The following is a 13,685-nucleotide window of genomic DNA, read 5'->3' as shown; positions in this document are numbered from 1 at the left end:
TTCTGTGCACTCGCCATTTGCGAACTCAGACTTAAAATTACAATTGTTATTAGGACTTTAACAAATCTCATACCAATTTATCTTTGTTGATTACCAATTGTAAAGTGAATTTGGCCTCCACTTGGTCTATTTGTGCCTGGTGCATTGTCAAATCCATATCCCCAATCTATGCCGATAGTACCGAAAGCAGGCATAAAAATCCGCGCACCTACACCTGCTGAACGTTTTAAATCATAAGGATTGTATTGACTGAAATCGGTCCAAGTATTTCCTGCTTCACCAAAACCTAACACAAAGATTGTAGCAGAAGGATTAAGGGAAATAGGATATCTCAATTCCATTACAAATTTGTTGTAGATAGTTCCACCACTAATTTGTCGGTTATTAACTGTTCCGTTTTCAAAACTTCTGACAAATTCAGTAGGTCTTAGTGAATTATCCTCATAACCTCTTAGTGCTATAATATCACTACCTAAAATAAAGCCTTGACCTGCTAGTCCTGAGCCACCCAGAATAAACCTCTCAAATGGTCCCACACCAACTTTGTCTCCGTAACTGGAAATAATACCAAAATTAGCTCTTGTATTCACTACCAAATCTCCAACTATTTGATTGAAGAAAGAAGCATCAAACATCCATTTGTTAAATTCCAAGAAATTAATACTTTCTTCAAATGACAATTCATCATAGTTTTTATTATTCAATAAACTATAAGGAGGAGTTAATGAAACTGCCAAACTGACATTTGAACCACTTCTAGGATAAATTGGATTATCAACACTATTTCGGGCAATAGTAGTTTTAAAATTAATATTATTGGCTTCACAATCTGTACACCCTAATTGGAAACCTAACCTTTGAGAATTATTTAAGGTATATCTCGAATATTCTAAAGAATTCGCCAAAGTGAAATAGTTATCTGGCCATTTCAATCTTCTAGATAAGCTAACAAACCCTCTGAATATTCTGAATGAACCTGATATTCCTGATCGCGGATCTCTGAAATTAACAAAATCACCTTGATAAGAATAACTACCCCCTACTGTTAGGGCATTAGGTTTTTTACCACCCAGCCATGGCTCTGTGAAGGAGAAGTTGTAGCTCTGATACTGACGTCCGTTTGCTTGAAACTGCAATGACAACACTTGACCGTCACCCACTGGAAGCGGATCCCAGTTTCCAAAATCCAAGAAATTATTGAGAGAGAAATTATTAAAGGTAACTCCTAAACTTCCTACGAAACCTATAAAACCACCCCATCCACCGGATAACTGGATTTGGTCATTTGAAACTTCTTCAAGTTCCCAATTAATATCAACTGTTCCATCACTAGGATTGGGAACTGGTGTTGGATTAACTGTTTCCGGGTTAAAATATCCCAATTGAGAAAGCTCTCTTTGAGTCCGTATTAATTTTTTACGACTAAACTTCTCACCTGGAATAGTTCTAAGCTCTCTTAAAACTACATGGTCGTTTGTTCTAGTATTTCCATTTATGGTTACTTTATTGATAGTGGCCTGAGCACCTTCATACACCCTTAATTCCAAGTCAATTGAATCCTGTTCTACATTTACCTCTACAGGGGTAACATTAAAGAAAAGATAACCATTGTCCATGTAAATGGAGCTGATATCATTTCCTGTAGGATCGTAATTCAATTTTCTATTGATCTTCTCTAAGTTATAAACGTCTCCTTTACTAATATTTAGCACCGAGCTTAAAACTTCATCATTATACTTGAAATTTCCCGTCCAATTAATGTCTCGGAAATAATACTTTTGACCTTCATCAACACCAATTTCTACTGCAATGTCCTGACCTTCCTTAAAAATACTGTCATAGGTTATCTCAGCATCTCTATATCCTTTGCTATTATAAAAATCAATCAAGGATTTCTTATCTTCTTCATAATCTTCCTTCACAAGTTTAGAGGATTTAAAGAAATTGACATTTACATGCTCTCCAAAATAATCTAAAGCCCGATTTAGACCAACTGAGTCTTGTTTAGCTATGAATTGAAACCAATGTTTGGGTTTTGAATGTAAAGCTCTGCTAACAATGTCCTCAAACAAAGTAAAACGTAATCTTTCATTAGTATTTTTTAATCTACCTTTTAATCTTCTATCACCGAATGCTTCGTTACCTACTATATAGAGGTCTGCAACTTTTACTTTATTTTTCTTATCAATATTAAAAATTAATTGCACCCCATTACCAACCAAATTATCGGGCTTTTGAGTAGAATTTACTTCAACATTCAAATATCCTTTTCCTTTAAAGTATTTTACTATGTTGAGCTCGGCATTTTTTACAGAAGCATCAGTTAAAATCCTGCCTTTCACCAAGCTCAATTCATCAGATACTTCAGATACCTTAGATTTCTTAATTCCTTCAAAGGTATAACGCGTTAAACGAGGTAATTCCGTAAGCTCCAGAATTAATTTTATTTTCCCCTCCTCTACTATCTCGTACTTAACTATGATATCAGCAAAGAGTCCTTGCCGCCACATTTTTTTGATAGCATAAGCAATATCATCACCAGGAATATCTATTCTATCCCCTTTAGATATACCCGTAATGGCTATCACTGCTCCCTCATCTAGATATTCCAACCCATTGGCTACAACTTCCACAATTTCATATTTGCGGGGTTTACTGTAATCCATTGATGGATTGATTTGCGCTGACAAAGTGTAAACGCTAAATAAAATGCTAATTATAATTAATAAATGTCGTTTCATTCACTTAATACTTTTCCAAATCTTCTTTCTCGAGATTGGTAGTTTAATAATGCTTCATTTAAATGCTCTTTCCTAAAATCAGGCCATAGAACATCTGTGATATATATTTCTGTATAGGCTAATTGCCAAAGCATGAAATTGCTTATTCTAAATTCTCCACTGGTTCTAATTAAAAGCTCTGGGTCTGGAATTCCTGCTGTAGATAAATAATTTTCAAACTTCAGATCAGTTAAATCATCTGAATTCAATTCTGATTTATTATTATCATTTAAGGCTCTTTTACAAGCCTGAACAATATCCCATTTGCCACTATAATTTAAAGCCAGAATTAAATTCAATCCCTTATTATTTGCTGTTTGCTCTTTTGCAGATTGCAACTCTTTAAAACACTTATTCGGTAATTTTTCTATATCTCCAATAGAAGAGAGTCTGACATCATTTTCCATTAGAGTTTTCATCTCACTTTTAATTGTGGAAACCAATAATTGCATTAATGCATCCACTTCCATTTTGGGTCTAGCCCAATTTTCAGTTGAAAAGGCATAAAGACTCAAATGAGATATTCCTAATTCCGCACATCCTTCCACAGTATCTCGAACAGACTTAATTGCGTTTTTATGTCCAAAAACTCTGGCTGCACCCTGCTTTTTAGCCCATCTTCCATTACCGTCCATAATAACGGCTACATGTTTTGGTAAATTGTTTTTATCCAAAATTTTTTCCATGTTCAATCAACTGCTCCAAATAAGGCCGCAATGTACAAAAATCATTACTATTAATAAACTTGTGAAGAGTTTCTACTTTTTATTTTTTTAAAGGCACTGGACAATCCACTGCCCAAAAAGTATAACTTATTGAAAAACCGGTAAAATAATACCAGTCATTATCATTCCAATCTCCAAATTGGAAATCGGAATTTCTCTTATCAGTTACTTGCTGAATAGATATATTATCCAAATAATCATAAAATAATTTTCTGGCTGAAAACTCTAAATTTAAAGTCCATAATGGCCCTAAACTATACTTAACACCCCCACCAAAAGGAATCATTAATTGTATGTCACTATAATCGGCATTTTTATCAGCTCTATTAATTAGGAAAAAACCCGCTCCAGCTGATAGATAAGGAGTAAATTTAACTAATGCCCTGTCAGTTCTAAAATCTAAAAACTCATAAGTAGCTTGGCCTGATATTTCTGTAATAAAGTCTTGAAATGATGCATTCCTAATTTGGGCTTGTGGATCTATTGGATTTTGATCACTTCCTTTTATTCTTCCAGCAGCAAAATTCAATTTACCTCCCCATCCATCTTCAAAATTTCTGGCATAAAATAGATTGACCCCTAAAGTTTGATTCTCTACAGAATACGTACGTATGAGATCACCTGTATAATTAAAGCTAGCCAAACCTCCACCGAATTCTTTAGACTGAGCTAAGGTTTCTTTTAATGGAAGAAGGAAGATTATAAAGAAGAAGATGCACTTTAGACATCTATATTTTATGGAAGAAGATTTCAACATAAATTATCTAAACTTTGCTCCTCTAACGAGCCCACCGCCCAAAATGTATGTGATAGAGATATTTGTTGTAATATAAATATCATTATCATTTTGATTTCCTCTATTATTACGTCTTAAATCATCATTACCAACTCCCGAAGCTTTACCATATCCTGCGGCTCTACTCCATGTAAAATCAGGGTTTAGAGCAGTATTATAGGTATTAATTCTTTGAGTGTAGAGCGCTGGAAGAATGTTTTCACTAAAGGTATTTGCATCAAACTGATTTGATTTGTCTGACATTGCCATAGCTAAAGCAGCATTTGAGCCACTAAAACCTGATAAATCAACGTATTCACCACTTACATCATCCAAATAATCGGTAAAAGTATGTCGGTAGCCTATTTCCAATGCCAAATCTAAATTATTGGTCAGTTTATATCTAGCTCCTATCCCTACTGGAATAACAATTTGTAATCTACTATACGGCTGAGGCAATTCTTTCTCATATAAATCTTTATATTCTTGACGAGTTTCAGCATCAAAAAACTGCCCCTCCGTTCCTAAATCACGTAAACTAACCCACTCACCAGCTTGATCTAGCTCAATATACCTCGGAGAATTTCCACCTAGGAAATCTTGAGGATTATTGGCTAAGAATGGGTCTCTTGAGAAATATTCTGGGACCATTCCTTTAGGATTGTGATAAATTAAGCCTATTCCGAAAATAGCATAGATATTAAAAGGTGGACGAGAAGAAAATCTACCTCCATGCTTAATCAAGTCTAATTGACCTTGAAATGATAATTCAAATATGTCGTTTCTAAAATCTAAATTCCTTAAATACCTATTTGCGTTTTCAGTTGTGAAATTATCTGATCCAATTGTTTCTGTATCTGATGCCTGAAGCCTTCCCCACATAAAGTTCACTTTCCAGCTATACCTGTCACCAAATTTTTGCTTTAAAAACAAATTTATCCCAGGGCGAGTGAATGAAATATCTGTACTAAGGGAAGTAGGTCTAGGTGCAATTTCACCGAAATAATTTAATGCATTTATTCCTCCTCCAATTGCATAATATGATATTTCGGGATTTACAAGCTTTTTGGATCCTGCAAAAGAACCAATTTTCCGACTACTCTTTCTTCTTTTGTTTTTTCCTCCAAAAATTTGAGCGTCAGCAGTCTCCGGTAAAATCATCAAAGCTGACATTAAAATAGAAAATGCAAGTATTAGTTTCTTCATATCTATACTGGTTCTTTACTTAAAGAGCAAAAATAAGGGAAATATTTTAATTATGTGGCAATCAATTCCTTAAATCTAAGCCCCAATTCAGTTTTTGCCTAAGTGTATCAAAATAGTTCAATTGATCAAACGTAATCAAATTTGCTTTAAATTCTCCTTTTCTAACTGACATTTTGATGGAAGAATCGACAGAATGGGATTTTGAGTCGAGGGATACAAGAAATTTGTTGCTGCGTCCTTCAATTTTAAAAGAAATTACACTTTGATCTGAAACGATTAATGGCCTGACATTCAGGTTATGTGCACTCACTGGAGTAATTACAAAATTATTGGAATGTGGTAAAATTATGGGGCCACCACAACTCAAGGAGTAACCTGTAGATCCTGTTGGGGTAGCTACAATTAATCCATCTGCCCAGTAGGAATTTAGGTACTCCCCGTCCACATAAGTATGGACTGTAATCATAGAAGAAGAATCTGTCTTTAAGATTGCAAATTCATTTAAAGCGAAAGGTTTTTCACCAAACACTTTTGAATCTGTTTCTAAATAAATTAATGCTCTGCTATCAATTTTATAATTCTTTTTTAATAAATCCGAAAGTGCTTTATCTATTTTATCCTTTGGTGTAGTGGCTAAGAAACCTAATCGACCTGTATTTATTCCTAAAATTGGAGTTTCTAAATCACCTACATAATTAACTGCCTCAAGCAAAGTGCCATCCCCCCCTAAACTTATGAGATAATCTACATTATCCTCTGCTTGTAACTTTTTAAAAACTTCAAAATCAGCATATTCAGGAAAAGATTCGGTAAATTTTTTAGCAAATAATTGAGAAACTATTAACTCTACACTAGAGCCAGTTAAAAAATCTACTACTCGCTTGATATGGGGTTTGACTTCATCATTAAATACTTTGCCATGAAGTGCAATTTTAACTGAATTAGGCATCTAAATATCTCATTAGCATATCCAATCTTTCTTTTTCATTGGATATTGATTTTACTTCTTGATATTTGGCTACCACTTTATAACCAAAACGCTCTAAAGTGGCAATGATATGAGTTAAATCTATTTTATTGATTTTCAGGGTCAACCTGAATTTAGTAGGTTCATTTTTATCAATATTTAAGCTAGAACCCATTATTTGTGCTTCGTTGGATTCAATTAATCGGCTTATCTCAGTCAATGAATAATCCGCCTGATTTAAGGATAGCACAATAACTCCGCCCTCGCTTTGAATAGAAGCGGATTGAGAAAATATTGATAATGCATCAGATAATACAACTACTCCTAAGTATTCATTATCTTCATTGACCACCACCACACATTCGAAATCAAAATCGGTGGCTTTTTTAACCGCTTCATACGTATGCTGATAATCAAATACGAAGCATTCTTCTCCCTTAAGAATAAAGTCACCTGCTTTAGCATCCACGTTATTTTGATCAATAATCATCTCCTCAGTCAAGAAGCCTTGAAATTTTTTATCCTTTATAACAGGAAGTGCATGAAGCCTCAATTCTTCCATCCACACTAATGCTTTAGCGGCATCATCAGTCACCTTAAGAGGTGGGATCATATCGTTAATTAAATCTATTGTCATGCTGTTTCTACAAGTTCTGTACTTTTCAACCAATCATCCAAATAATTGTTAAAGATTTCCGGACGTTCCATCATAGGAGCGTGACAACATTTATCAATAAATTTTAAGGTAGTATTTGGGATTAATTTATCGAATTCATGTGCTACCATTGGTGGAGTAATGGTGTCATTTAAGCCCCAAACTAATAAGGTTGGTGCGGTAATTTTCTTAATTTCCTCTCGCATATTATGCCTTTGAGCCGATTTGGCTATAGCCACAATTCGCATACATTTTGGAATGCTTTTGGTAGTTTCAAAAACCTCATCTACCAACTCTTTTGTTGCTGTTTTCGGATCATAAAAAGTATAGGCCACTCTTTCCTGAATATAATCATAACTCCCTCTTTTAGGAAAAGAACCGCCCATAGTGTTTTCAAAAAGACCTGAACTACCTGTTAGCACTAATCGCTTAATTTGATCAGGATGTCTTAAAGTATAAATTAATGCAACATGACCTCCCAATGAATTTCCAATTAAGGTCATTTGATCCAAACCCTGTTGGGCTACAAATCCTTCCACAAAATCAGTTAATGCACCTAGTCCAGCTTGTTTGATTGGCATATCATAAATAGGTAGTAAGGGAATTAAAACGCGATATTCTTGGGAAAATTTACCAACAACCGCTTCCCAATTACTTAAAGCCCCAAACAAACCATGTAAAAGTACTAATGGCTCACCTGATCCTTCATCTATATAACTATATTCTCCTTGTTTATGTATTTCCATAATCTAATTTAATTCACTAATAATATACAATCTTCTTTAATGCGATGCAATATTGACTTTTAATTAAACGCTAGAAGATTTAATAGGGTTAAATATATCAATTTCCTTTAAACTACTACAATTTATTCACTATTGCTTCCTTTTTTCTATTTACTATAGCTTTCCAATTTGATAGAATTTTCAATCCATAGTCTGTGAGAGCTGCTTCTGGATGATATTGAATTCCATAAATTGGAAGAAATTTATGTTTGAAAATCATGTTTTCATTTTCAGAAGTATTTGCCAAATGCATTAGCATAGTTTTTTCTAGATTATCAACTACCAAAGAATGATATCTTACAACTTTAAATTCCTGTTTCATACCATGAAATAATTCATCATCAATCAACTGATGAATAGTTGATATTTTCCCGTGCATTGGCTTTATAGCTTTTACCACATTTGCCCCAAAATGTTTAGCTATTGCTTGATGACCTAAGCAAATCCCAATAATAGGTAACTTATTCTCATAATTTCTGATGTACTCCATTAAAAATCCAGCATCCTCAGGTTTGCCGGGTCCTGGCGATAAAACCAATGCTGAATATTTACCTAAATCTATTTTTTTGGGCGAAACATCATTTCGGACAACTTCGCATTTCTCTCCAAGCTGATTGAAATAATCAACCAAATTATAAGTAAAAGAATCAAAATTATCTACAATTAAAATCATGTTTGATCAAATAAAAATTGAGATTTTAACTGATCGAAAACATCCTGAATGAATGGCATATAGGTTGAAATTAAATCTACCATAAAAGGAGCAATAGAAGCCACAATAGGATAAATATAAGTTCCTTCAGCCATTTCAGCTGAAACACTGATTTCAATTGACTCTCCCATCCAAAGCACTAAGCTTACACCAAATGCCCATTTCAACAACCCTATTACGGCTCCAGCAAAATTATCAAGCCCTCCTAAAAGGGTCATATCTAAAATCTTTTTGACAATCTTTCCAATCAAATTTACGATCAGTAAAATAGCAATAAAGAGTAAAATAAAGGAAATTATAGGCAAAGCCTGCTCCCAATTATCAAAATAGGGCTGCAATACTTCCATACCAAAATCCAATAATTTAAAAGCACCAATAATTGCTAAAACTAAAGCCACTAAAGAAACTATCTCTAATAGCAATCCTTTTTTGAAGCCTAAATAAGCACCAAAAAACAAGGGTATCAGCAAAATGATATCAAGGGTTTTCATCTGAAAATATTATTTTTAAAGGGCAGATGGAATCTTTGAAGATTTCAAGAGGCCAATATTTGTTTTACTAATTGAGAAATCATTTTCCCATCAGCCTTGCCCGCTAATTCCTTAGTGGCAACTCCCATTACTTTTCCCATATCCTGAGTGACCAGAAGCACCTACTTTAGAAATAATATCCTCTAATTTTGAACGAAGCTCTTGTTCAGACATTTGTTTAGGTAAATATCTTTCGATTACATCTAATTCGAATAATTCTGCTTGAGCCAATTCGTCTCTGCCATTACTCTTATAAGTATCTGCAGATTCTCTTCTCTGCTTAGCTGCTTTCATTAACAATTTCATTTCAGCATCTTCAGTAAGGTTCTCTTCTGCACCTTTTTCTGATTCAGCTAATAAAATCATAGACTTTACAGAACGCAATGCTTGAAGCTCTTCTTTATTTTTAGCTTTCATTGCATTTTTAATATCCGTATCAATTTGTTGTTTTAAGCTCATAGTAAATTTTTAAAATCATTAACTTGCCGACAAAGTTATCATATAAAAATAAAATTATGACAAGCTTAAGCGTCAATATCAATAAGATTGCCACTTTGCGTAATGCAAGAGGCGGTGAAAACCCTAATGTAGTCAATGTTGCCAAGGATTGCGAACGTTTTGGCGCACAAGGAATTACTATCCATCCCCGCCCTGATGAACGACATATCACAACAAAAGATGTTTACGATTTAGCACCAATTGTGACTACTGAATTTAACATCGAAGGCTATCCTGATGAGCGATTTTTAGAATTAGTCGAAAAAAATAAACCTGCTCAGGCCACATTAGTACCTGATCCTCCAGGCGTTTTAACTTCCAATGCGGGTTGGGATACCATCAAACATCATGACTTTTTGAAAGATGTGATTTCCGAATTGAAAAGTATGGGAGTAAGAACTTCTATTTTTATTGGTACTGATCTTAAACTTATAGAGGCAGCTGCCAAAATTGGCACTGATAGAATTGAACTTTATACAGAACCTTATGCTGCCAATTACGCTAAGGATAGAGAAAAAGCAGTTGAACCATTTGTTTTGGCTGCTAAAAAGGCTCAAGAAGTAGGTCTTGGAATTAATGCTGGGCATGATTTGAGCCTAGAAAATTTGAAATATTTGAAAGAAAAAATTCCTTTCCTAGATGAAGTTAGCATTGGCCATGCTTTAATTTGCGATGCGCTTTATTTTGGGTTGGAGAATACGATTCAGCTTTATTTGAGAGAATTAAGGGAAGATTGAAGTTAGAAGTAGGGAGCTTGAAGTAGGAAGTTGAGTGATGGAATTTGTTGTTCTAGATACTTGGACTTTGGTTAAAATGGATAAATGAAACTTGTCTTGATTCTTAAATCTTGACTCTTAAATCTAATATAGAATGAAATGAAATTAAATTATAAAGAATTAGGTGATGGCGGACAGCCGCTAATTATTTTACACGGACTTTTTGGTTCTTCGGATAATTGGATGACAATTGGACGGAAACTGTCGGAAAAATTTAAAGTCTATTTGGTAGATCAACGAAACCATGGTGATTCACCGCATGATGATGTACACAATTATGAGGTAATGGCGGAAGATTTGGAAGAATTTATTGAATCCAACAAAATTGAAAACCCTCATATAATTGGTCATTCAATGGGCGGAAAAACAGCTATGTATTTTGCCGTTCAGCATCCTGATTTATATGATAAATTAGTAGTGGTGGATATTGCTCCAAAAGCATATCCTGTTCATCATGATTCAATATTAGAAGGACTTTGTAGTCTTAAATTAGACGAGCTTGAATCTAGAGGCGATGCAGATAAAAAATTGTCAGAATATGTGCCTGAAAAAGGAGTAAGACAGTTTTTGCTAAAAAACCTGACCAGAAATGATAAAAAAGAATTCGAATGGAAAATCAATTTATCCGTTTTAGAAAAGAATATTGAGGTGGTAGGGAAAGGCTTGGAAAAGAGATTGACTACTGAAAAAGATACATTATTCATAGGTGGTAAAAACTCCAATTATATCAAATCAGAAGACCACATAGCCATCAATAATTTCTTCCCAAATGCTAGAATTAAAATGGTGGAAGGCGCTGGTCATTGGATTCATGCTGAAAAACCAGAAGAATTTTTAAGTTTAATTGAAGACTTTTTGAAATGAAAATCACATTTTAAATATAAAAAACATGAAGAATCTACTTTTGCTTTGCCTTTTCTTAGTCTCCCCATTTTTGGGACTCTCTCAAAATTCAAATTATGATAAGAATTTAGCCGACTCATTAGGCGCTGATGATTATGGGATGAAGTCTTATACTTTAGTAATGCTGAAAACAGGTGGTGGAAATATAGAGGACAAAGCGAGAGTTGACAGTTTGTTCAGAGGACATATGGAAAATATTGGCAGACTAGCTGAAGCAGGTGAATTGATTGTGGCTGGTCCTTTGGGTAAAAATAGTAATGATTACCGAGGGATCTATATTTTTGATGAGCCTGACAAAGCAAAAGTAGCAGAGCTTTTACTTACTGATCCTGCCATAAAAGCAGATTTACTGGCTTATGACATTTACAATTGGTATGGATCAGCCGCTTTACCTGTTTACTTGGAAACACATTCCAAAATCGAAAAAATCCGACCATAGTTTAACAATAGTTGATTTATGCAAATTCAATATGCACTTGAGCTTTTAGGGACATTAGTTTTTGCCATTTCAGGTGCATTAGCTGTAAAAGATAAATCAGAAGATTGGTTTGGTGCTGGTTTTACTGGTTTTGTGACTGCTATTGGAGGCGGAACTTTAAGGGACATCATGTTGGGAAGCTATCCATTATCTTGGGTTGGCGACATGAATATTATCTACACTATTCTATTTGGGGTTTTGCTGACGAGTTTTTTCAATAAGTTTCTTCAAAATTTAAGAAGGACTCTAAGCCTTTTCGATTCAATGGGAATTGCTCTCTTTACCGTTGCTGGAGTTGAAAAAGCATTATCGATGGGTGTAAGATGGGAAATAGCTGCTATAATGGGCATGTTTTCAGCCGTTTTTGGAGGCGTAATTCGTGATACTTTGGTTAATGAAACTCCCGTTATTTTCAGAAAGGAAATTTATGCCAGCGTTTGTCTTTTGGGTGGTATGCTCTATACTTTATTAAATTACTTTGAACTTGAAAGGGATATTAATTTTATAGTAACTGCTTCATTTATAATGTCCGCTCGATTATTGGCAGTTAAATACCATATTAACTTTCCTAAAATTTAAGTGTAGAAATCTTCAGTAGTTATTAAATTATTGTTCATTCAATTACCATAAATAATTCTATTTCTTGACTCTGGCTTAAAACTGAAGTTACAAAGCAAAGTCAAACCCACTCATATAAAAACATCTGTACTAAATAAAAAAATAATTATATTGCTTTGTTTTTTCACTAATCTAATAAAGCAAAATGCAACTATCAATCCAAAACTTATCCAAGACCTACTCCAATGGAGTGCAGGCACTAAACAACGTTTCGCTAACTATTCCAAAGGGAATGTTTGGTTTGTTGGGTCCAAATGGAGCAGGCAAATCTACCTTAATGCGAACCATAGCAACATTACAAGATGCTGATTCCGGCAGTATTATGCTGGATGATATTAACGTGATGGAAAACCCTCAAGCTGAAAAACTGCATTTTTAAAATATTGCTATATGATCAGTGAAGTCGGTTTCATATTTATTGAAGGTTTCTTAGGGAAGAAACTGTAAGCAATCAGACCTTAAACAAGGTTAGTGAAGAAATTTTCAAATGATCGGTGTTTGGAATGTTCTATTTGGCATATATTCTTGAGCTCGTTGTTTACCATTTTTATGATCGATCTTTTTCAAATCACAATCTTGTCACGTTTCTCCATGAGTACATTATTCATATTGTTTCTAACATTGGTTATTAAATGGATGCCATCCACAAATAGGATATTGGCCAGATCCTTTTAAATATATCCATTATCGGTTTATAACTTCCTTTTTAGCTCGCTGATAAAGCTTTTGTTTTTCAATAGTTCCCTATCATCCATATTGCCTTGGGTAATGATGAAATTCAGTAGCTCACCACGGTCATTAATGACCAAATGTAGCTTAAAACCATAAAAATAGTCCATACTTGATTTTGCTATCTCGGTAATATCCTTAAAAACCTTATTACGTTTGATTCTTTTGTTTTTACAAACTCTAATAGTGGTCAAGTCTACAAAAGAAACTCCAGTCCCCTTACCCAGACTGCAGGTCCTTAGAAAAAGTACAATGGGCTTGGTGAAACTTTGCATCAATTCAACAAAAGGATACTAGGAAACAGTCTCAGGGAATAAGTGGGATAAATGCTTTTGGATATGGTGGAGATAAAAATGGTTCATGTTTCTAAAACTACTCGAATTGAAATAAACCGTGATAGTAACAACTTCACTATTACTCACAACTAACCTTCTCTTGGGTCTTTTACCAAAAGTATGATTTTTAATGGAATTTTTATATTCTGCTGTAAATTAATCGATAAGATAGAAAATCACCGAAATTTTATCGTCTGTGAGAGTCATGTTTAA

The 13,685-nt window shown here is 34.2% G+C and carries 13 protein-coding genes and 3 pseudogenes; 5 read left to right on the top strand and 11 right to left on the bottom strand.

Translation table 11 applies throughout. The features are described from left to right. Positions 1 to 77: 77 nt before the first annotated feature. From ABWH96_RS04545 to ABWH96_RS04500, 10 genes and pseudogenes are all read right to left on the bottom strand, one after another. Entirely contained in the window at positions 78 to 2,741 is a 2,664-nt protein-coding gene (locus ABWH96_RS04545) for an outer membrane protein assembly factor (RefSeq protein ID WP_375580311.1), read from the bottom strand. Continuing rightward, on the bottom strand, positions 2,738 to 3,466 hold the full coding sequence (locus tag ABWH96_RS04540) for an isoprenyl transferase (protein WP_375580310.1): 729 nt from the start codon (positions 3,464 to 3,466) through the stop codon (positions 2,738 to 2,740). The genes ABWH96_RS04545 and ABWH96_RS04540 overlap by 4 nt, the downstream gene beginning before the upstream one ends. 79 nt (positions 3,467 to 3,545) lie before the next feature. After that, entirely contained in the window at positions 3,546 to 4,262 is a 717-nt protein-coding gene (locus tag ABWH96_RS04535; RefSeq protein WP_375580309.1) for a DUF6089 family protein, read from the bottom strand. Positions 4,263 to 4,265: 3 nt separating this feature from the next. Then, entirely contained in the window at positions 4,266 to 5,486 is a 1,221-nt protein-coding gene (locus ABWH96_RS04530; RefSeq protein ID WP_375580308.1) for a hypothetical protein, read from the bottom strand. 61 nt (positions 5,487 to 5,547) lie between these two features. After that, the gene (locus tag ABWH96_RS04525) at positions 5,548 to 6,435 is read right to left on the bottom strand and encodes an NAD kinase (protein ID WP_375580307.1); all 888 of its coding nucleotides are present in this window, start codon (positions 6,433 to 6,435) and stop codon (positions 5,548 to 5,550) included. After that, positions 6,428 to 7,090 carry a cbs domain containing protein gene (locus ABWH96_RS04520; protein WP_375580306.1) on the bottom strand — a complete coding sequence of 221 codons (663 nt, stop codon included), beginning with the start codon at positions 7,088 to 7,090 and terminating at the stop codon, positions 6,428 to 6,430. The genes ABWH96_RS04525 and ABWH96_RS04520 overlap by 8 nt, the downstream gene beginning before the upstream one ends. Then, a complete protein-coding gene (locus ABWH96_RS04515) occupies positions 7,087 to 7,854 on the bottom strand; it encodes an alpha/beta fold hydrolase (RefSeq protein WP_375580305.1) in 768 nt (255 codons plus the stop codon). The genes ABWH96_RS04520 and ABWH96_RS04515 overlap by 4 nt, the downstream gene beginning before the upstream one ends. Before the next feature lie 115 nt (positions 7,855 to 7,969). Next, positions 7,970 to 8,566: an anthranilate synthase component II gene (locus ABWH96_RS04510; RefSeq protein WP_375580304.1), complete on the bottom strand. Its 597-nt coding sequence runs from the start codon at positions 8,564 to 8,566 to the stop codon at positions 7,970 to 7,972. Next, on the bottom strand, positions 8,563 to 9,096 hold the full coding sequence (locus tag ABWH96_RS04505; protein WP_375580303.1) for a CvpA family protein: 534 nt from the start codon (positions 9,094 to 9,096) through the stop codon (positions 8,563 to 8,565). Before ABWH96_RS04505 ends, ABWH96_RS04510 begins: the two co-directional genes overlap by 4 nt. A gap of 44 nt (positions 9,097 to 9,140) precedes the next feature. Then, a pseudogene (locus ABWH96_RS04500) lies at positions 9,141 to 9,594 on the bottom strand (GatB/YqeY domain-containing protein). Positions 9,595 to 9,650: 56 nt separating this feature from the next. Between ABWH96_RS04500 and ABWH96_RS04495 the strand changes: the two are divergent. From ABWH96_RS04495 to ABWH96_RS04475, 5 genes and pseudogenes are all read left to right on the top strand, one after another. Then, complete coding sequence (locus ABWH96_RS04495) at positions 9,651 to 10,370, top strand: pyridoxine 5'-phosphate synthase (protein ID WP_375580302.1); 720 nt, start codon at positions 9,651 to 9,653, stop codon at positions 10,368 to 10,370. A 138-nt stretch (positions 10,371 to 10,508) separates the two neighbouring features. After that, positions 10,509 to 11,273, top strand: coding sequence for an alpha/beta fold hydrolase (locus ABWH96_RS04490; protein ID WP_375580301.1), 765 nt, complete (start codon positions 10,509 to 10,511; stop codon positions 11,271 to 11,273). Positions 11,274 to 11,298: 25 nt separating this feature from the next. Next, positions 11,299 to 11,751, top strand: a complete 453-nt coding sequence (locus ABWH96_RS04485) for a YciI family protein (protein WP_375580300.1) — start codon at positions 11,299 to 11,301, stop codon at positions 11,749 to 11,751. 18 nt (positions 11,752 to 11,769) lie between these two features. Then, positions 11,770 to 12,369: a trimeric intracellular cation channel family protein gene (locus tag ABWH96_RS04480; protein ID WP_375580299.1), complete on the top strand. Its 600-nt coding sequence runs from the start codon at positions 11,770 to 11,772 to the stop codon at positions 12,367 to 12,369. Between the two features lie 184 nt (positions 12,370 to 12,553). Next, positions 12,554 to 12,766: pseudogene (locus ABWH96_RS04475) on the top strand (ATP-binding cassette domain-containing protein); the annotation flags it as partial. Positions 12,767 to 12,866: 100 nt separating this feature from the next. Here the strand turns inward: ABWH96_RS04475 and ABWH96_RS04470 are convergent. After that, a pseudogene (locus tag ABWH96_RS04470) lies at positions 12,867 to 13,412 on the bottom strand (IS982 family transposase). Positions 13,413 to 13,685: the final 273 nt, after the last annotated feature.

Origin of the sequence: Marivirga tractuosa (genome assembly GCF_042140215.1) — a bacterium.
GTDB classification, from domain to species: Bacteria; Bacteroidota; Bacteroidia; order Cytophagales; family Cyclobacteriaceae; genus Marivirga; species Marivirga tractuosa_A.
This window is presented reverse-complemented; position numbering and strand designations above follow the sequence as displayed.